At 27.0% G+C, this 19714-nt stretch carries 19 protein-coding genes and 1 riboswitch; of the genes, 1 reads left to right on the top strand and 18 read right to left on the bottom strand.

The annotated features are described in order from the left end of the window. Positions 1–16: 16 nt before the first annotated feature. The 17 genes from ACRC03_RS01500 to ACRC03_RS01420 all read right to left on the bottom strand — a co-directional run bounded on the left by ACRC03_RS01500 (position 17) and on the right by ACRC03_RS01420 (position 16669). Positions 17–760, bottom strand: coding sequence for an aminotransferase class IV (locus tag ACRC03_RS01500; protein ID WP_438650781.1), 744 nt, complete (start codon positions 758–760; stop codon positions 17–19). After that, positions 750–2099 carry an aminodeoxychorismate synthase component I gene (gene pabB, locus ACRC03_RS01495; RefSeq protein ID WP_438650780.1) on the bottom strand — a complete coding sequence of 450 codons (1350 nt, stop codon included), beginning with the start codon at positions 2097–2099 and terminating at the stop codon, positions 750–752. The genes ACRC03_RS01500 and pabB overlap by 11 nt, the downstream gene beginning before the upstream one ends. Further along, a complete protein-coding gene (locus ACRC03_RS01490; protein WP_438650779.1) occupies positions 2099–2683 on the bottom strand; it encodes an anthranilate synthase component II in 585 nt (194 codons plus the stop codon). Before ACRC03_RS01490 ends, pabB begins: the two co-directional genes overlap by 1 nt. A 377-nt stretch (positions 2684–3060) precedes the next feature. Next, a complete protein-coding gene (locus tag ACRC03_RS01485) occupies positions 3061–3384 on the bottom strand; it encodes a hypothetical protein (protein WP_438650778.1) in 324 nt (107 codons plus the stop codon). A 205-nt stretch (positions 3385–3589) separates the two neighbouring features. Beyond that, the gene (locus tag ACRC03_RS01480) at positions 3590–4285 is read right to left on the bottom strand and encodes a polysaccharide deacetylase family protein (RefSeq protein WP_438650777.1); all 696 of its coding nucleotides are present in this window, start codon (positions 4283–4285) and stop codon (positions 3590–3592) included. A gap of 32 nt (positions 4286–4317) precedes the next feature. Further along, the gene (locus ACRC03_RS01475; RefSeq protein WP_438650776.1) at positions 4318–5301 is read right to left on the bottom strand and encodes a CAP-associated domain-containing protein; all 984 of its coding nucleotides are present in this window, start codon (positions 5299–5301) and stop codon (positions 4318–4320) included. A gap of 143 nt (positions 5302–5444) precedes the next feature. Next, positions 5445–6242, bottom strand: a complete 798-nt coding sequence (locus ACRC03_RS01470; protein ID WP_438650775.1) for an MORN repeat-containing protein — start codon at positions 6240–6242, stop codon at positions 5445–5447. 495 nt (positions 6243–6737) lie between these two features. Next, positions 6738–7604 carry a YitT family protein gene (locus ACRC03_RS01465; RefSeq protein WP_438650774.1) on the bottom strand — a complete coding sequence of 289 codons (867 nt, stop codon included), beginning with the start codon at positions 7602–7604 and terminating at the stop codon, positions 6738–6740. 105 nt (positions 7605–7709) lie between these two features. Next, positions 7710–8399 carry an LrgB family protein gene (locus ACRC03_RS01460; protein ID WP_438650773.1) on the bottom strand — a complete coding sequence of 230 codons (690 nt, stop codon included), beginning with the start codon at positions 8397–8399 and terminating at the stop codon, positions 7710–7712. A 2-nt stretch (positions 8400–8401) separates the two neighbouring features. Continuing rightward, positions 8402–8764, bottom strand: coding sequence for a CidA/LrgA family protein (locus ACRC03_RS01455; RefSeq protein ID WP_438650772.1), 363 nt, complete (start codon positions 8762–8764; stop codon positions 8402–8404). Between the two features lie 191 nt (positions 8765–8955). Beyond that, the gene (locus ACRC03_RS01450; protein ID WP_438650771.1) at positions 8956–9921 is read right to left on the bottom strand and encodes a WG repeat-containing protein; all 966 of its coding nucleotides are present in this window, start codon (positions 9919–9921) and stop codon (positions 8956–8958) included. A gap of 160 nt (positions 9922–10081) precedes the next feature. Then, positions 10082–11479, bottom strand: a complete 1398-nt coding sequence (locus ACRC03_RS01445) for a tetratricopeptide repeat protein (RefSeq protein ID WP_438650770.1) — start codon at positions 11477–11479, stop codon at positions 10082–10084. Between the two features lie 198 nt (positions 11480–11677). Beyond that, positions 11678–12268, bottom strand: a complete 591-nt coding sequence (locus ACRC03_RS01440; protein ID WP_438650769.1) for a helix-turn-helix domain-containing protein — start codon at positions 12266–12268, stop codon at positions 11678–11680. Between the two features lie 80 nt (positions 12269–12348). Then, on the bottom strand, positions 12349–13785 hold the full coding sequence (locus ACRC03_RS01435; protein ID WP_438650768.1) for a VanW family protein: 1437 nt from the start codon (positions 13783–13785) through the stop codon (positions 12349–12351). A 191-nt stretch (positions 13786–13976) separates the two neighbouring features. Continuing rightward, the gene (locus ACRC03_RS01430; RefSeq protein WP_438650767.1) at positions 13977–15368 is read right to left on the bottom strand and encodes a UbiD family decarboxylase; all 1392 of its coding nucleotides are present in this window, start codon (positions 15366–15368) and stop codon (positions 13977–13979) included. A 124-nt stretch (positions 15369–15492) separates the two neighbouring features. Continuing rightward, entirely contained in the window at positions 15493–16236 is a 744-nt protein-coding gene (locus ACRC03_RS01425) for a protein phosphatase 2C domain-containing protein (protein ID WP_438650766.1), read from the bottom strand. Between the two features lie 154 nt (positions 16237–16390). Further along, the gene (locus ACRC03_RS01420; protein ID WP_438650765.1) at positions 16391–16669 is read right to left on the bottom strand and encodes a hypothetical protein; all 279 of its coding nucleotides are present in this window, start codon (positions 16667–16669) and stop codon (positions 16391–16393) included. Positions 16670–16870: 201 nt separating this feature from the next. On the opposite strand from ACRC03_RS01420, the gene ACRC03_RS01415 reads away from it, so the two are divergent. Next, on the top strand, positions 16871–18664 hold the full coding sequence (locus ACRC03_RS01415) for a peroxiredoxin (protein WP_438650764.1): 1794 nt from the start codon (positions 16871–16873) through the stop codon (positions 18662–18664). A 33-nt stretch (positions 18665–18697) separates the two neighbouring features. On the opposite strand, the gene ACRC03_RS01410 is transcribed toward ACRC03_RS01415, so the two are convergent. Continuing rightward, complete coding sequence (locus tag ACRC03_RS01410; protein WP_438650791.1) at positions 18698–19306, bottom strand: ribonuclease H1 domain-containing protein; 609 nt, start codon at positions 19304–19306, stop codon at positions 18698–18700. Between the two features lie 185 nt (positions 19307–19491). Further along, a riboswitch (Lysine riboswitch) is annotated at positions 19492–19664 on the top strand. Positions 19665–19714: the final 50 nt, after the last annotated feature.

The raw sequence follows: 19714 nt of genomic DNA, 5'->3' as shown, positions 1-19714 counted from the left end.
TCTCCACTAAATAGTTTTACTTATTTAAAGCCTCTACTATTTTCTCAAAAATTTGATTTTTATTATCATAATCTATTTCACCTATTTTTACAACCTTCATAACTTCCATTAGACTATTGCTTACAAAAGCAAAATCAAACCTTTCAATTTCATTTATATTAATTTCATCTTCTATCAATATTATGTTTAATTCTTCACAAACCTCCAAAATCCTCTTTTTTTTCGTACCATTTAATATAGGTAATTTACTACTTGGGGTAAATACTATATTCTCTTTTATAAAAAATATATTACTCATAGAACATTCTAATACTATACCCTCTGTATTTAAAAATAGCCCATCATTAAATCCCTTAGAATTTGCGTAATTTTTTGTGTATATATTTTCAAAGTAATTTGTTGTCTTGTGTCTATAAAGTATACTTTCACCTCTTCTAATAGGTGAAATATCTATTTTAAAGCCTTCTACATAGTCTTTGTCATTATATGGAATATATCTACTAGATATATTATACCCTTCATCAAATACGGTTACTCTTAAGGCTTTATTGTAGCATTCATTGATTTTTATGTATTCTAAAATCTCCTGCTCTAAAATTGACTTTTCTAAATTTATCTCCAACTCTAATGATTTTATAGAGTTAAATAATCTATCCATATGAAATTCTAAGTTAACAGGACAATCTTTTACTTTTATAGTTTCAAATAATCCTATTCCAAATTTGCTAAGAGTACTATTGAAAGATATATTATTCCTCATAGTAACCCCTTAGAGTCCTCATAATAGACTTTGCTTTATCTAAGGTTTCTTGGTATTCATCTTCTGGCTTAGAGTCCCATGTCATACCTCCACCAACTTGGAAGTATATATTTTCATTTTGTTTTACTATAGTTCTTATCGCTATATTTAAATCCATATCACCATTAAACCCTATATAACCTATAGAACCAGTATATACGTTTCTTTGTGTTGGCTCTAGTTCATCTATTATTTCCATAGATCTTATCTTAGGAGCACCTGTTATAGATCCACCTGGGAATGTAGCCTTAATTACATCTACACAATCCTTATCTTCTTGAAGTTTACCTTCTACCGCAGCTACTAGGTGGTTTACATTTGCATATGGCTCTATTACAAATAGTTCAGGTACCTTTACAGTTCCGATTTGGGATACTCTACCAATATCATTTCTTTCTAAGTCTACTATCATAAGTAGCTCTGCTCTATCTTTTTCACTATTTCTTAATTCTTCTTGAAGTTTTAAATCTTCTTCTTTATTTTTACCTCTAGGTCTAGTTCCTTTTATTGGTCTTGTTTCTACTCTTTTATCTATACATTTTATAAATCTTTCAGGTGAATTTGATAATATTTCACTATGCTCAAAGTTTAGCAATGCACCAAATGGAGCTGGGCTAAATCTTCTTAAGTCTCTATACAATTCATAAGTTGATAAATTAGTCTTACCACTAAATCTTTGAGTTAAATTCGCTTGATAGATATCTCCTTGTCTGATATAATCTTGAACCTTTCTTACAGCATCCTCAAAGCTTTTTTTAGTAAAGTTAGAGCTTAATTTCATAGGTTCAACATCTTTTTCTTCATAGCAAACAGAATCGATACCATTCTTTTCTGCTTGCTTTATTTTTTCTTCTATTTGAGCAATTACTTTTTCTTCTTCTTCAATATTTAAGTTTGGTGTAGTTATATATGTTTTTTCTTCTAAATGATCTATTACTATTGCATGGTTATATAAACCAAAGTATAAATCATATACATTTGTATCATCTTTAGCACACCTAGGTAATTCTTCTATGTAGTTGCCTAAATCATATGATAAATACCCTACAGCTCCACCTACAAATGGTAAGTGAGTATTATTTTCTACTTTATACTTATTTAATTCTTCTTTTAAATCATCTAGAGGGTTTTCTTTTGTATTTTTATATTTTAATACTTTGAAAGGATTACTTCCTATAAAAGAATATCTTCCTAATTTTTCAGGATTCATAGCACTATCTAATATAAAGCTATTATTTTCATCTTTAAATATTGTAAAAATTTCAAACGAATTTAGCTTAGTACTTATTTCTTTTATCATTAATTTTGTCCCCCTTGTCTAGCTTCATTTATAAAGTTTCTAAGTATCTCATGCCCTTGTTCTGATAATATTGCTTCTGGATGAAATTGAACCCCTTCAATATGATATTTTTTATGTCTTATTCCCATTATTTCATTCTCATTAGTTAAGGCTGTTATTTCTAATTCCTCTGGTAGATTTTGTGTATCAACCACTAAAGAATGATACCTAGTTACATTTAAAGGGTTATTTAAATCTTTAAATACACCTTTATTATCATGTTTTATACTATGTACTTTTCCATGTACTGGTCTTATCGCTTTTATTACACTCCCGCCAAATACGTGTCCTATAGTTTGGTGTCCTAGACATATACCAAGAATAGACTTTTTATTTTTAAAGTGCTCTACCACGTCTATGCATATACCAGCCTCTTTAGGTGAACATGGCCCTGGTGATAATACTATCATCTCTGGATTTAAATCTTCAATATCTTTTATTGTTATTTCATCATTTCTTTTTACAACTATTTCTTCTCCTAGTTCACCTATATATTGCACTAAATTATAAACAAATGAATCATAGTTGTCTATCATAAGAATCATTACTATTCCCCCTCCTTAGAATGTTTTATAAAATTTAGCTTTATTTTTAGTATCCATCTTAATTATATGTTTTTGTAGAAATATATGTCAACCTAGTCATTTTATATTATTTTTGAAATAGTATTTTATAGTACATTTATTTTTTTGTACAAAAAGTATATAAAAATATATTTTATTATTTAGAGGGTTTTATGAATAAATACTAAAAAATTCACTTCGCTTGAGCGACCTGTCGGCGAAACACTTCATATCGCCAACGGCTCTGCGCGTTGCTAAAAATCTTTTTTACTTTCACTAAGTATGTGACGTTGCTCAAATATAGCAACTTATACACAGTTTTTGAGATAATATAATATCCTTAAGCGTAAAGAAAGGAGCTATAAGCTCCTTTTTGCTACTTTATATCCAGAATTATAATACTTTCCTTTTTTACCTTTGTGCTCTCTAGATTCTAACAGCTCATTTATTTTACTTATATATACATCATCTTCACTTAATCTTATTAAGCTTGTTAGATAATATCCATGGGTGCTTTTGGGAATTTTTTTATTTAACACTAAATCTATAGCTGTTTTCGCTGCTTCGAAATGCTTCAGATGTGTATGACCTTCTTGAAAACTTTTTTTGGTGTTATACACTACATAACCTTCTTTTACTTGGAATATCATAAATTCTTTTTTTTCATATATTTTATTATACATTTAATCAATCCTTTTCAAGATAGTCTTATTATATAATATATTAATTTTTTCAAAAAATGTTTTTCATTTTTTCCATTTTTTTGTGTTTTTTTGAAAATTAAGTGTAAATATTTTCCCCCTCCCTTTTAAGATAAATATAGCATAATTTTTTTTAATATAAAAAGCTTTTATAAAGATAATTCCATATAAAAGCTTTTTATTCCTATTAATTTATTAATTCTGAAACAGTTACAAACTGAAATCCTTTTTCAATCATAGCAGGAATTAAAATATCTAACGCTTGAACTGTATTATTAGTAGCATAATCATGGAGTAATACAATATCTCCATTTTTCGCTTTATCTATAATTGTATTAGCTATTTTATGAGCCTGCGGATTTTGCCAATCTCTAGTGTCTATTGTAGTCCACAATACTATTTTATAGTTATATTTTTGTGCTATATTAACTAATTCTTCTTTTCTATAACTACCATAAGGTGGTCTAAATAAAGTTGTTTTTTTGCCAGTAAGTTTTAGTAATATTTCTTCACATTTTAGTATTTCTGATTCAATTTGACTGCTACTTAAATTACTTATATCAGGATGATTAAATGTATGATTTCCTATTTCATGGCCCTCTTTACTTGTTCTAATTAAAGGCTCTGGATACCAATTTGCATGTTTTCCAGCTATAAAAAATGTAGCTTTTACGTCGTATTTTTTAAGTACATCTAATACTTCATTAGTTTCCTTTGGATGAGGTCCATCATCAAAGGTAAGAGCTATAACCTTTTTATCTCTCGATCCATTTTTTATGAAAACTTCTTCATCTTCTAATGCAAATACTCCTTTTGATAATGTTACAATAATTATTAGAATCATTATAGTAAATATCCAACCTACATTTTTATTGAATTTCATCCTTATGACTTCCTTTCACTGTCTAAATATGGTTATATATAAAAGTTTTGAGTGTAGTATATATTGTAATGACCTCCAAATTCAACTCCTACTCCTATATACATATAATCTCCTAAAATATTTTTTCTATGTCCTTTTGAATTCATCCACGCTTCATGAGCATATATAGCACTAGTTTGACCGGCTGCAATATTTTCTCCTGCACCTCTATAAACTATATTTTCATCTTTCATTCTATCGAAAGGAGTTTTATTATTTTTATCTTTATGGTCAAAATAATTTTTCTGTTCCATATCTATACTATGTTTTTGTGCACTTATAGTAGCTTTGTCACTATATTGTAATCTTTTCAAACCCTTTTTCTCTCTAACACTATTAGTAAGGTCTATAACTTCTAATTCAAAGCTTCTTTTTAAATCTTCACTTTCTTTTGAATAGATTCCATCTAAATTAGCTTCTATATTTTCGTTGATTATTTGATAAGAGCATACTTTATTATCGTTATAAATATCATAAAATATTGTTATATATTTTTTATTAACTTTTATTACATCATATTGGCCATCAGAATTTATTATATACCTTGTATTGCCTTTTTTCTTAAACTCTAGTGGCTCATAATCGATTCTTATCTCCTCTCTGTTATGATTTAATAATATATTTTCCATTTCGCAAGAATTTATAGAATTACTATAAAGCGCTACTACAACGTCATCTTCAATCCCTACCATAGCAAAGTTTGATTTGTATTGATTGTAAACATACCATTTAAAGCCATATTCGCTTTCATCAATTCTAGAAGGTTTTCCAATTTGACTTAATAATTCTTCTTTGCTGATTCCTAATTTTATACTTTTGAAATTATTTATAGATGTGTTATTCGTTTTTGAGTCTTGATTTTCACTTGAGGCTTTAACTTCTTTTTGTAGTTCTTCATTTGATAGAATTAATTTAATTTTGGGATTGTAAAACCATATTAATACACCGCATAATAGTACCACTATTATTTTTTTCAATTTATCACACTCCAATATTTTTACTATTTGTGATATTGTATATTAGTAATATATTAATGTTTACACTGCTTGTATATATCAATTGTCCATATTTGTCTCGATAATATAGTGTAAAAAAGCTTCATCCATATAAATAGATAAAGCTAAAGATTTAATGAGAATATTTCATCTAAACTTTTATTAAATATAGATGGTTTATCAAATTTCCATGTTCCTTCATATAACAATTCATCATTCATATAGAAAGTTCCTTGTCCATGTTTTTTCCCTTTTAGAAATTCTCCTACATACTTTTTACCTTTTTCCCATATATAAATTCCATTTCCATGCACTAAGTCATTTTTCCATTCACCATCGTATATCATACATCCGCTTGAGTCATAGCAGACACCCTTGCCTTCCTTTTTATTATTGTTAAACTCTCCTATATATATAGTGCCTTCACTCCATGTGTATATTCCCATTCCATGCTTCTTCCCACTTTTCCAATTTCCTATATATTCATCACTGTTGTTATAAGTCATTTTCCCTACACCACTTATAATGTCTTCTTCAAACTTTCCTATATACACACTTCCATTTTTTAATGTTATAGCTCCATGTCCCCATTTCATATCTTCTTTAAATTCCCCTATATACTCTATACCTTCCGAAAATGTATATATTCCTCTTTCATTCATTCTACCATTTATAATTTTCCCTATATACAAGTCTCCATTAGAAAATTTATATATTTTATTGCTAGTTTTTCTTTCTTGAGAAGATTCTTCTTTTATTTCAACACCCTCTTCTAACAATTTAATTTCTTCTTCTGATGCTACTTTATTTTTCTTTAATGTAGCTTTTTGCATTCTATTAATTGATCTTATTTCTTTTTCTACATCACTTATAGCTCTTAAATATTCTTTATATATATCAACGTATTCCTTTGGTAAATTCATATTTAACTTCTCCTATTGAAAATGATTAGATTATTATTTAAATTTATTATATATTAGATTATACATGTTTTTCTATAGATAAATATAAATATATTTACGTGAAAATTCGCTTCGCTCATATCGCCAACGGCTCTGCCCGTTGTTAAAAATCTTTTTTACTTTCACTAAGTATGTTTACGTTGCTTAAATATAGCAATTTACCCACAATTTTCGAGGTAATATAATTTACTTAAGCGTAAAAAATAGAGTACCTCATCTTAGTTGAAATACTCCATTTTTGTCATACAACATTATCCGATTCACTTAAATAGTTCAAGCATACGTTCTTGTAAATTTAATTGATGGTCTGCCCTTATTCCTAAATAATTATGTAATTTAGGAAAGTCCGATACATTATAGTTTTACTCTAGAGCTTAAAGAGGGTATAAAATTATTCCCCCCTATTATTTATTTTATGGCGAATTTATAGATTTTATACATCAACTTGATATTATTCTATAAATATTTTTCTTTAAATCCTCTTCCTTTTACTTCTGTTACATCATTAACAGATATAAAAGATTTTTTATCATATTTTAATGATATTTCTTTTATTTTCGGTATTTCATTTGATGAAACTATACAATATATAATTTTCTTTCTTTCATGAGTATAAGCTCCTTCAGCATCTAAGAATGTAACACCTCTATGCAATTGTGTCATTATCTCTTTAGCAATTGAGTCACTTTCTCTAGATATAACCATCACAGATTTTTGATAATTCATAGCATCTTTTACAAATGTCATTGCTGATGCACTTAAAAACATACCTATAAGAGTATATAGTGCTAAATCCATACCAAATATTGCTCCACCTAGTGAAACTATTAAAATATTTATAGATAAAGTAGTGTCTTTCATTGGTATATTTTTTTTGAACTTTAATATAGCTGCTATTATATCTGTTCCACCTTGAGATGATTTAGTTCTAAATACTAGACCTGTTCCTATACCTGATAATAAACCTCCATATACACTTTGAAGTAAAAGATCATTTATTGGAACAAATTGACCAATTTCTTGAGTTACTCCTAGTAATATAGAAAATATTACCATGTTTATTAAACTTGATATACAAAATTCCTTTTCAAGATATATAAATCCTAGAATAAATACAGGTATATTTATTAAAAAAGTTAGTAAACCTATATTTACTTGAGTTAAATAATTTATGGTCGCGGATACACCCGTTACTCCTCCACTTAATAAATGTGCAGGTCTTAAAAAACCATTTATACCTAGACATGCAATTAACATTCCTGTTAATATAACGCTATATCTTAGAAAGATATTGTTTTCTAGGGCGTTGTTAACTTTACTCATTTTTTTCTCCCTTCAAACTTTTCTATACTTATTTTTATTAAGTATAATTTTTATATAATACATCATCTATTATATTACCTTTTAAGAATATGTCTAGTATATTTTTTAAATAACTGTAATTATAATAGGAATTATAATTACAGTTATTAGTCCAGATATTCCTATAGCTAACCCACTCATAGCACCTTCCACTTCTCCCATTTCTAATGCTTTAGAAGTACCTAAAGCATGAGCTGATGTTCCTAACGCAATTCCTTTTGCTATTGGATGTTTAATTTTACCTATTTTAAATATTAGCGGCGAAATCATAGCACCTAGTATTCCAGTTAAAATTATAGCTACTACAGTGACAGACTCTATGCCACTAATTGTGTTTGCCAAAGATATTCCCATAGGAGATGTTATTGATTTTGGTATCAGAGAGTTTACTATTTCAATACTAGAGTTAGTAAAACTTCCTATTATTTTAATAGATATAAATGAAGCTACTACTCCACAACTTATTCCTACAAATATTTCCATCATATGTTTTTTAAGTAAATCAAATTGTTTATAAAGAGGAACTGCTAATATTATTGTAACTGGTCCCATTAAAAAATTTATGGCATCTGCTCCTATTTTATAATCCTCATATGGTATTTGTGTGACTTTTAAAAATATTATTATTCCAACAATAGCCACTAGTAAAGGATTAAATATATCATTTTTAGTTTTTTTCTGTAAGTACAAACCAATATTAAAAAATACTATAGTTATAACAATTCCAAATATAGGAGTACCTAAAACATTATACATAATCAATTCACCCTTTCCTTTCTATTTATCATTTTTTGAACCACGACTCCAGTAATGTACATTACTATAGCAGTGCTTAAAATTACGCTTACTATAAGTACAACTATATTATCCATTATAATATTTAAGGATGTTATTAAAGATACTCCTGCTGGTATAAAAAATATAGCCATGTTCTGTAGAAAAAAATCACTTATTTCTTTTATTGCATCTAAGCGAATTATTTTAGATTGTAGAAGTATAAAGAGTAGTATCATTCCTATTATACTCCCTGGAATAACTACAATACTTTGTATAAATGAACTAATGTATTCACCTACAGCCCATATACCCAGCATAAGAGCTAGCTGATTTAATATTTTCATTTTGCCTCCTTAGAAGTGTTTATTTAATTTTATAAAATTAGCATATCTATATAAATTAATAGATAGACCATACAAAAAAAATAAAGAGAGATAATTTCTCTCCCCTATTCCATATATATATTACTACTTCGACAAATTATTTTCAATTATTTTTTATATAACTATTTTAATATGTATTAGTTATAAAATAATTATAAAATTAATTTTCCATACTTATCTATGTAATTGTTATTTTCACCTTGTATTACCTGTGCATACCCTTCTTCAAAGTCAGAAATAGAATCAAATACAGGAATAATTTCTACATCTCCTGACTTATTTAGAAATCCCCACATACCACCTTTAGGAATGCTAATTCCCCTAGTAAATGTATTAGTTCCTATGTTAAATCTAGCTAAACCATCTCTAAAATTACATGCATAGTCAAATATTGGATCAATAACAACATTTCCTAATTTATCAATATATCCCCATTTATCACCAATACAAACTGCTGCTAATCCTTCATAAAATGGTTTTGCTCTATAAAAAGACATGTCTATTTTTAATTCACCTCGCTCATCAATAAAACCCCACTTATCTCCAACTCTAACTGCTGCTAATCCTTCTGAAAAATCTGAAGCTACATCGTATTTAGGTGAAATAATAATTTCCCCACTTTTATCTATGTACCCATATTTATTTTTTATTTCTATCAAAGATTTATTTTCCAAAAACTGATTAGCATAAATATAAGTTGGTTGTATTATAATTTCTCCTTCTCTATTAATAAATCCCCATTTTTTATTAATTTTTATTCCAGCTAATCCTTCACTAAAATTAGATGCACAATCAAATTGTGGGCTTATAACTTGTTCTAGTTTAGTATCTATATATCCATAACTTCCGTCTATTTTTATCTTTGCTAACCCTTCATTAAATTCAGACGCACTATCTAAATGTAAGAATATTTGAGTATCTCCATTTTCATTAATATAACCAAAAACCCATCTTATATTTTTACCTATTTTTTTTATATATGTAACTACACAGTATCCGTCTCTAAATCTTTCTGAAACATATTTAAATTTTGGTTTAACTACTATTGCCTTATTTTTACCAATAAATCCATACTTACCATCTCTAAGTATTGGAAGAAATAGCTTTTTCTCTAGCATACTTATCCTCCTAAAAATAATAAATCTAAACCGTCTAATTATTACATTTTATTAATTAAACAAGTAAACTATAACTATTATTTTTATATAAATTAAGCATACACAGGAAGTATAGTTTCTTTAAATTCAAAAAGGCACTGTTAATACAGTACCTTTGTTCTTATTTTTCATTTAATATTTCTTTTACTTTGCTATTATTGTACATGCTATTTGGAACTTCACTTCTAAGACCATAGAATGTATCTTTAGCGCTTTTTAACTCTCCATTGCTATAATATAGCATACCTAATTGATAAAATGCATCATCATAGTATTTATCTTCAGGCGTATAAGTATTTATATATTTTTTATAATATATTTTTGCTTGTTCTTTATTATTTGATTTTTCACTTAATAAAGCTATTTGATAAATAGATTCAGAAATATATTGCTTTGTATTTCCATTCTTAACTATTTGTTTAAGATACTTTATAGATGATTCATAATTTCCACTATTTTTTAATTTCATAGCATATTGATATATAGTACCATCATCTGAAGATAAAATCTCTTTAGTTTTAGCTTCGTCTAGCTTTTGACTAGTTTGATTTAATTCTTGATTTGTTTTTTCTAATTCCTTACTAGTTTCATCTAAAGCACCACTTGCTTCATTTAATTTATCTTCTTTTTCAGTTAATTTTTTACCTGTTTTATTTAATTCTTCACTTTTTTGTGCAAGTTCACTATTTAAATTTTCCATTTTATTTTTACTGTTTAAGTAATATGCTCCCATACCAAATATTAAACATCCTATTACTGCATATGGTAATATGTGTAATTTTTTAGTATTTTTAACTTGTTTATTTTTATCTTCACGTTCTTCTTCAAGTTTATTATTCGTTTCAAATAAAGGGTTATCTTTGTCTATATCTTTAAGATATTCTAAGTAAGCTTCTCTCTTTTTAACATTGTTTAGTTTATCGTATAGTAGTGATAGTATAACGTAAGGTTCAATTAATTCTGGATTTTCTTCTATAATATTATTTAATATGTGTATAGATTCTTGATTTAATTCTTCATTAATAAATCTAATTGAGTGATTATATCTACTTAAGAAAACATTAAAATCTTCTGAGGAAAGCATGTCCACATATTTTCTAGATAATTCATGGCTACCATAACACATACCTGTATAAAAACTTTCAAAAGCCTTAGAAAAATCACACTTTAAAAGTTTTAATAGTCCTTTTAAATTTAAAATATCCACATCCTTAGGATTTATTTCTAAAGCCTTCTCTATTATTTCTAAAGCTGTAGTAATATAGTTTTTATTTGCTAAATCCAGAGCATTATTGTATCTTTTATACGATTCTAATTTAAGTTCTTTAGATGTATTTTTAGATTTAGTATTTAATGAATTTTGTAAATTTAAAATTGTTTCTTCTTTATAGTTTGTAGTAACATAACTTTGTTTTAATGCCCTTAATGTTTCATTAGTTTCTTCTTCATCTATATTAAAAAAAGTTAAATCCGCTTCATCATCTTTTATTAAACTTATATCTAGACTTTTTTTTTGCATATTTTGTATATCGTTTTTGATATTTTTACCTAAAATAATAATCGCCTCCCATTTTAAATATATATTTAAGATACCATATTTGATATTTTAAGTCAAAAGTATACATTCTTTTACATGTATATTTATTTATTTTTATATCAAAAAAGCCCCTGATTTTAATCAAAGACTTCTTCAATCTACTTTAAATATTTTTCACTACTACTTAATATCATATTTTTTTATTTTTCTATAAAGCGTTGCTATTCCTATATTAAGAGCTTCTGCTGCTTTTTTCATTCCTTCAGTATTACTTCCATATTTTTTTATGCCATTTTCTATAGCTTCTTTTTCTAACTCTTCCATTGTTTTAATTTCTTCTTTGTATAATTCATCTAGTTTAAAAGATATTAAATCAGACATACTTCTTATAAAAGCTATTAATTCTTTATCTTTTGAAAGTAGTTTATGCTTTTGCTCTTCATCAAAAGCTGCTATACCTAATACACCCAGCACTTGATTTCCTAGCTTGACAGGAGTACAAATATCCGCTAGTTCTTTGCAATTTTCTCTATTTGCACATCTATTGCAATTATCTTCTAATTCTTTATTAATTACATAAGATTTATCTTCTTTTAAAACTGCATAATATATTGCTTGTTCTGAAATTGTTTCACCTATTTTTTCTCTGAATATTCCAGTTCCTGCTATCCTAGTTAAATCTTTACTTACTAAAGTGACATCCACTTCTAATACACTAGACATATTATCACAAATTCCTTGAATGTAATTTGTTATATCATTTAAGTTCAAAGTAAAACCTCCTTAATCCATTAATGATATTTAAACAATCTATTCCAACCTACATTTATAACTTAGTTTTTACATTAATTTCAAAATTGTATTTCTGTAGTTGTTTCTCCTGCTGGTGGTTGTGGTGATGGTTCTTGAACCGGTGGTTGAACTGGTGGTAGCTCTGGTGATGGTTCTTCTGTAGGTGGTACAACTTCTTCCTTTGTTCCAACAGCTATTACACCTTGCTTTTTAGGATAATAAGAGATTGCTACCTTCTCAGTTTTAATAGTCTTACCATCAGCATCCTTATAAACTCTATATGTTGAAACTGTGTATCCATTTCTAGCTTTTTCTAATTCTTTTTCTTCTCCTTTTGGTAATGTTGGATCCTCTACCTTTTTTATAGGAGCCTGAGCTACACCATCAACATTAGTCGATATCCTTATATTTTTTTTGTCTTTTGAGCTTCCATATATTTGACATGTGACAGTATTTCCTGAAACATAATTTCTCACATATACTGGATAATTAAGATTATTTTTAAATACAAAGTCTATTCCTCCATCTGTTACAGTTGCATCTCTTCCTTTTTGTGCATAATTAGATGGTATAGAGTGATTTTTTATATTTACTAATTCAAGACCTGAGTAAAGGACTGCATTGTATAAGGTAGTTGAAACTTGACAAACACCTCCGCCAACACCTTCTTGAACTACTCCTTGTACTATTACTGGTGCATTTTTATATCCATTAGCTACACTTCTTACTCCAGTGTGGTCATTATAAGAAAATGTATCCCCTGGCATTAGTAATACATCACTAGTTCTACTTGTAGCTAATCTTATATTAGTAGATCTACCTTTTACAGATGAATCAAATTTTGTTGTATGTGTTCCTAATAGAGTATCTACTTCTTTAAGATATTCTTTTTTTACATTTGGTTCAATTTTAGTTACAACTAATTGCGACTTTGAATTTCCTTTTTGTATTTCTCTTATATTATTTTTTAAACTTTCATCTACATTTACTTTTAATCCAGCCGTTTCATCTTCTACCGTTATATCAGATCCATTTATGCTTATCTGAGCATCTTTTACATTTACATCTATATCTTTAGCAATTTTTTCTATTTGTTGTTTTAATTTTTCTTCATTATAATTTAATATTATTTTAAAATGATCTTTTTCTCCAAAATGGGATTTTATAGTTTTATTTAAATTATCAATAAATGATTCCGTCCTATTTAGGTTATACGCATTATTTACTGTCTCATTTATATCATATGATAAATCTATATCTTTAGATTCTATATTCCATACTTTATCTAAATATGATAATTTAATATTATCTAATTTATATTTTTCTTCTAATTTAGAAGTAGCTTGAGATTTTGTTAGTCTCCCTACATTAATATTATTTACATAGGTATTTTTAGCTATTTTTTCTCCCCCTATTTCTACAACCACAACCCCTATGAATAAAACTACAAATGATATTATTACGGCTAGACCTATATATATACTCTTCTTACCCATTTTACATTCTCCTTAGGTTAATATTATTATATTATTATAGTTATATACATATTTGTATATATCCTTCAATATAATAGTTAAATTTTGTCATTTTATAATGTTTTAAAATATTTTTCATAATCATTCTACCTTATAAGAGATAAAATGTAAAAAAATATTTTTACATTATTAAAGCGTGTTAAAAACACGCCTTAATAATTTATTATTGAGTCTTTAGATATTAGATATACTTTTTGAGTATAGATATTTATAATATAGATTTGCTTTTCTTTAAAAAATCCTTTGTTTACTAATTTATAGTAGTATAAATCAGCTTCTTTTCCTAGTATTTTGTCTACATCAACCTTATTGCTTACATATTTATATATTCTTTCTTTTTCTATACTTGTTATAGATTTATACTTTACTTTATTTTCTTGTAGTTTATTGCTTAATATAAATTGAGCTTTATCTTCATTTATAGCAAATTCTATTGTTCCATCAGATTTAACTCTAAAATATCCATCTGAATAATTTGTATTATAATTCTTATTTGAATCTTTATAAGAGTATAATAACCTATCCTTGGCATCTATCAATATTTCGTCTATTAATTTATCATATTCATAAACTTCAACGTAATAATATTTTTTTTCATTTACCATTTGTTGAAATAAATTTATTGATAAATTTTCTTTTTTCTTTCCACTTTTTTTAGCTATTAAGTTTAAAATATCCTCTGATGTTAAAGTGTACATCGATAATTTTTTTTCATATTCTTTTTCCAAATTTAACACATTTTCATCTTCTATATAATAAGTCTTTATATATTCTATATACTGTAATGATTCTTCATAATTTCCTTTTTTATTGGATTCATCTGCTTGAGTTATATAATAATCATACATAAGCTCTATGCACTCTTTTTTATTTTTTCCAGCTAATTCATAATATTTCTTATCTTCTTCTAAAACCTTATCATATAATTCTATGGCTTCATAATAATTATTATTTTTTTGTTCCTTTAAACCTTTTTCATAAACTTGTCTTGATTGATATATTTCCTGCATTTCATATTTATAGATGTCTAAGCTATCTCTAATTCCATTTAATATAGATGCTGTACTTATATAAGATATCGCTTCGTCATACTTTATATTTTCATTTTTGTACATTTCATTTATTCTATCTGCTTGATCTACTATTTTTTTCAAATCTATTTTTATGTTACCTAATGCATTTACAGTATTTATTAGACCTATATAGTATTCTTTTGTTACTTGGCCTGTTATATATTTATCTCCACTATCTAAAAGTAATTTATTTATTTTGTTCGAAAGAGATTTGTTCAATCTTTTCATTTTTTCATCAGAAAATTTCTTTTCACATGATTCATAATAATCTAATGCTATTGAATATTGTCTCTGCTCTATATTTTTTAATAATATGTTTGATTCATTTCCAACACTTAATTCATCACTACTTACAAAAAATACTATCATTAATAATATAAATCCTAGCATTGATATTGAAATTGTGATTATAGATTTTCTATAACTATCTATAAAATCTACCAATTTATCAAACAATTCCCTAAAATTCATTATCTTTTCCTCTCTTAGTTTTAATAATTTATGTTTAATTCAAACTTTTTATTATTATATCATATATATACATTATTAACCATATTTTCCATTAGTAGTCGCTTTTCCTTTTGTTTTAAACTTTTTATACTATAAATATTATACTAATGTCGTCATGGCTAATGTTTTTGCTTAATTTATTTAAATAATCTTCATATTTATTGCATAACCACATTCTTGAAAAAATACTCTTTTTGTATTTACTAATAGTTTTATCTAAACTTTTAAATAATTCTGCCTCCTCAATAAAACTATTTTCATATCCATCTGTAAATAAAATAATATTACTATTTTCACCCAATTTATTAATATCACTTACTGTATATTTCATATTTTCATATGCATTTGCTCTACCTAGTGAGTGTACTACTTTTTCAGTTTTTGAGTTTATAATTTTTTTGTATCCCTCTTCTTCTTTTATAACTATATTCCCATCTCCTAGCTTTATACTTATTATAAAGCTATCAGTTATACAACATGATAATAATGTAGTTGAATACTTTATATATTCAGTTTTGAATACCACTGGATTATTTTCCTTATAGTGTTCATTTACTAAACTCATCCATTTTTCATATATTAGCTTTTGTATAGTTTTATCTGATAGCAATTTTTCCCATTCTTTTTGGGTTCTATCTATATATTTTTCTATAATATCTATACTTGCCATACACGCAAATCTAGCACCTTCATCACTGTACTCAAAAAAATCTGTACTATGTCCATCCGCCACAGCACAGATAAGTTTGTTATTTACATTTTTATAATCTACATAATCTTGAGATTTACTATTTCTAATTACGTTTTTGTAGCCTATTATACTCCTCATAAAAATATCTCTCATATCCTACACCTGCCTTATATTTATAAATACTCCTATTATTATTTTTTATTATAGATATTCATAAATTATAACTTTTCTTGTAAAAACAAAAAAACACAGTTTACACTGTGTTTTAATTTTATCAATAATTTCATATTTATTAAGATATTTTTCTTTTTATATGTCTACTACGTTGTTGAGTTTTTCTTGTAACATTACTCGTTATTTCAACTTTTCGTACCTTCTTCTTAGAGAATATTCTTTTCGCATCAATTAATATTAAACTTATAGTTGAACCTAAACTTAGTACGCCAAATAACATAAAATAGTAACCAATCCCAATGAATACTCCCATCACTGCATTTATTATTATCAATGCAAATGTTAAACAAAAACATACAGCAGTTGACATAATAAATATTCTTAGCGCTTTCTTCAACTTAATTCACCCCATATAGTAACAAATCTTTACATTAGATCTTTATTAAACTATATCAAATTTAGCGTAAAATAGCAATTATTATTGTTACTTTTTGTTAGGATTATTCTTAAAATGTTGATAGACTTATCAGTAACACTCATTGATATTTATTAATAGAATACAATAGGTTAAATTTTATTAAATTAAGGGGTGATTTATATGCCATGTCTACCTAGTTTAGGATCAAAAATTCCCGACTTTAAGGCTAACACGACATTGGGACCTATTCAACTATCTGATTACAGTGGCAAATGGGTCGTATTATTTTCTCATCCTGGTGACTTTACGCCAGTATGTACAACTGAATTTTTATGTTTTACTAAATACTATCCAGAATTTCAAAAAAGAAACACTGAGCTAATCGGTCTTAGCATCGATAGTAATAGTTCTCATTTAGCTTGGATTTATAATATATTTCAACTTACAGGAATAGAAATACCATTTCCAGTAATTGAAGATAGAGATATGAGTATAGCTAAATTATACGGTATGATTTCTGAGCCAATGAGCAACACTTCAACAATTCGATCTGTATTTATTATAGACGATAAGCAAATTTTAAGAACTATCCTTTATTATCCTTTAACTACAGGAAGAAATATACCTGAAATTTTAAGGATTATAAAAGCACTACAAACTAGTGATGAGGACCATGTAGTAACACCTGCAAACTGGTTCCCAGGAATGCCTGTTATACTTCCTTATCCTAAAACTTACAAAGAGCTAAAAAGTAGAATTAAAACTTGTGATAAAAATTGTTCTTGCTTAGATTGGTACCTATGTTTTGTTCCTGATACCAAAAAGGCTAAAGACAATTATGACTACTTAAATTATATAGATAGTAAAAAAATCAGCAATAAAACTAAAGCCTGTAGCAATAATAATATATCTCGTCCTCAAATAACAGATATTAAAAATCAACCTGTTGATATTTCATATTGCCCTAATGTTACGCCAATAGTTATGGAATACGTATTGGGTAATCCTAAGAATCTAGACCCTCAACTATTAGATGCTATTATATATGCATTTGTTGAAATTAATCCTGATGGTACTTTATTAGTCCCTAGCCCTAAATATCTAAAACAGATGGTAAATTTAAAAGCTGAAAAACCAGACTTAAAAGTAATAGCTGCAATCGGCGGCTGGGGTGCAGATGGTTTCTCTGATGCTGCTTTAACTCCTGCTTCAAGGTATAACTTTGCACGTCAAGTTAATAAATTAATAAATCAATACAAACTAGACGGTGTAGATATTGACTGGGAGTACCCTGGTACTAGTGCTGCTGGAATTAAATACAGACCAGAAGATAAAGAAAATTTTACGCTTTTACTTACTGCAATTAGAGATGTTATCGGCGATGATAAATGGCTAAGTGTTGCAGCCGTAGGTGATGAATTCTCTATTAATAGAAGCTTTGAAATAGACAAGATTGCACCATTAATAAATTACTTCAACTTAATGAGCTATGATTTTACTGCTGGTGAGACGGGTAAAACTGGTGAAAAACATCAAGCTAATCTTTATGAATCTGATTTAGCTCTTCCTGGGTATAGCGTTAATAAATGGATTAAGAATCTAGAAGAAGCTGGAATGCCACCTGAAAAAATCTTATTGGGAGTACCTTTCTATGGACGATTAGGTGCAAAAATCACTAGATCTTATGACGAGCTTAGAAAAGAATATATCAACAAAGATGGATATAAGTTTAATTTTGATAAAGATGCACAAGCTGTATATCTTACAAAAGATGGTCAGTTTGTTATGTCCTATGATGACCCTCTTACAATTTTTATAAAATCTCAATATGTGCTTAAAAACTGCCTTGGCGGTATATTCTCCTGGACATCAACTTATGATCAAGCCAACATATTAGCTAATGCTATGTATAAGGGAATAAATGATCCTATTAAATTTAAAGAAGAATTACAAGGTGTCTATGGTGTATTTTAATGTAAAAAGTCTTGCAAATTTATGCAAGACTTTTTACATTAACACAGCTGCTTTTGCTAACTTATCAGCTTCTTCATTGTATTTATTTCCTGAGTGCGCTTTTACTTTTACAAATTCAACGTTCAAATCAGATTTTATTGAATCATAAAACTTTTTATATTCTATAGTACCTTCTTTACTAGCTTTCCAAGCACCTGTACACCATTTTTCAATACCTTCATAATCAAAATATAAAACTAAACTATCTATATTATTTTCTAGACAATACTTCATAGCTATTTTAGCTGCTTCTATTTCTCCTGCTACATTTCTCATGGAAACAAGTGATTCATCTTCACCTTTTATACTATAAGTTTTTTCCACTTCATTATTTTTAAGTATTACAACTCCCGAACCAAATGTTTTAATACAGTGTTCGTAACTTCCATCTACATAAGCTTCCACTCTATTTTCATAATTTTTTAAAGTTACACTTTTATTACCATCTATATATGCTTTAGCTTCTTCTAATACTTCAAAGCTCTTATATTCTGCTCCTGAAAATCCATTCACTTGTAGCTTACACTCATTCCATGTATTATATATTCCTACTTTTTTACCTTTTCTAACTGCATAAAACTTCTTTTTACTCAAGTTTATCACTCCTATATAAAAATTAATATTAATTCTATTCAAATACTATAATTATTCTAACCTATGTACATTTAATTTAAAAGTTTTATTTAATTATTGTAATTTTAGACATTTTTCGTCTTTTTTAGATTTTACTATTTATTATATATTAAATACATGTTATAATTTGTATTATAAATTAAATATCGGATATAACTAATGGTAGAGGTCGCATTGTTAATTAGTAGTTTTGTGGAGTTAAGCACGAAGAAGCAAAATAAAAGGTAACTATGCCGAAATATATAAGTGATGCTTTAAGCTTGTATGTTGGGGTCATATAAAATATGTATGACACTGTCACATTTAAATGTGGAGTACTATCTTTAGATTAAGTATTATTTCAATTATATTGGAAACTTAAGTCTAGGATAATCTTCT

Origin of the sequence: Romboutsia sp. (assembly GCF_051659545.1) — a bacterium.
Lineage (GTDB): Bacteria > Bacillota > Clostridia > Peptostreptococcales > Peptostreptococcaceae > JBOFOR01.
The sequence above is the reverse complement of the archived record's forward strand: the minus strand, read 5'-3'. Positions and strand labels throughout refer to the sequence as shown.

Coding starts and splice junctions, on each gene's coding strand:
- ACRC03_RS01500 (WP_438650781.1), bottom strand. CDS start 760: ATGAGGAATAATATATCTTTCAATAGTACTCTTAGCAAATTTGGAATA.
- pabB (WP_438650780.1), bottom strand. CDS start 2,099: ATGATAAAAGAAATAAGTACTAAGCTAAATTCGTTTGAAATTTTTACA.
- ACRC03_RS01490 (WP_438650779.1), bottom strand. CDS start 2,683: ATGATTCTTATGATAGACAACTATGATTCATTTGTTTATAATTTAGTG.
- ACRC03_RS01485 (WP_438650778.1), bottom strand. CDS start 3,384: ATGTATAATAAAATATATGAAAAAAAAGAATTTATGATATTCCAAGTA.
- ACRC03_RS01480 (WP_438650777.1), bottom strand. CDS start 4,285: ATGAAATTCAATAAAAATGTAGGTTGGATATTTACTATAATGATTCTA.
- ACRC03_RS01470 (WP_438650775.1), bottom strand. CDS start 6,242: ATGAATTTACCAAAGGAATACGTTGATATATATAAAGAATATTTAAGA.
- ACRC03_RS01465 (WP_438650774.1), bottom strand. CDS start 7,604: ATGAGTAAAGTTAACAACGCCCTAGAAAACAATATCTTTCTAAGATAT.
- ACRC03_RS01460 (WP_438650773.1), bottom strand. CDS start 8,399: ATGTATAATGTTTTAGGTACTCCTATATTTGGAATTGTTATAACTATA.
- ACRC03_RS01455 (WP_438650772.1), bottom strand. CDS start 8,764: ATGAAAATATTAAATCAGCTAGCTCTTATGCTGGGTATATGGGCTGTA.
- ACRC03_RS01450 (WP_438650771.1), bottom strand. CDS start 9,921: ATGCTAGAGAAAAAGCTATTTCTTCCAATACTTAGAGATGGTAAGTAT.
- ACRC03_RS01445 (WP_438650770.1), bottom strand. CDS start 11,479: ATGCAAAAAAAAAGTCTAGATATAAGTTTAATAAAAGATGATGAAGCG.
- ACRC03_RS01435 (WP_438650768.1), bottom strand. CDS start 13,785: ATGGGTAAGAAGAGTATATATATAGGTCTAGCCGTAATAATATCATTT.
- ACRC03_RS01430 (WP_438650767.1), bottom strand. CDS start 15,368: ATGAATTTTAGGGAATTGTTTGATAAATTGGTAGATTTTATAGATAGT.
- ACRC03_RS01425 (WP_438650766.1), bottom strand. CDS start 16,236: ATGAGGAGTATAATAGGCTACAAAAACGTAATTAGAAATAGTAAATCT.
- ACRC03_RS01415 (WP_438650764.1), top strand. CDS start 16,871: ATGCCATGTCTACCTAGTTTAGGATCAAAAATTCCCGACTTTAAGGCT.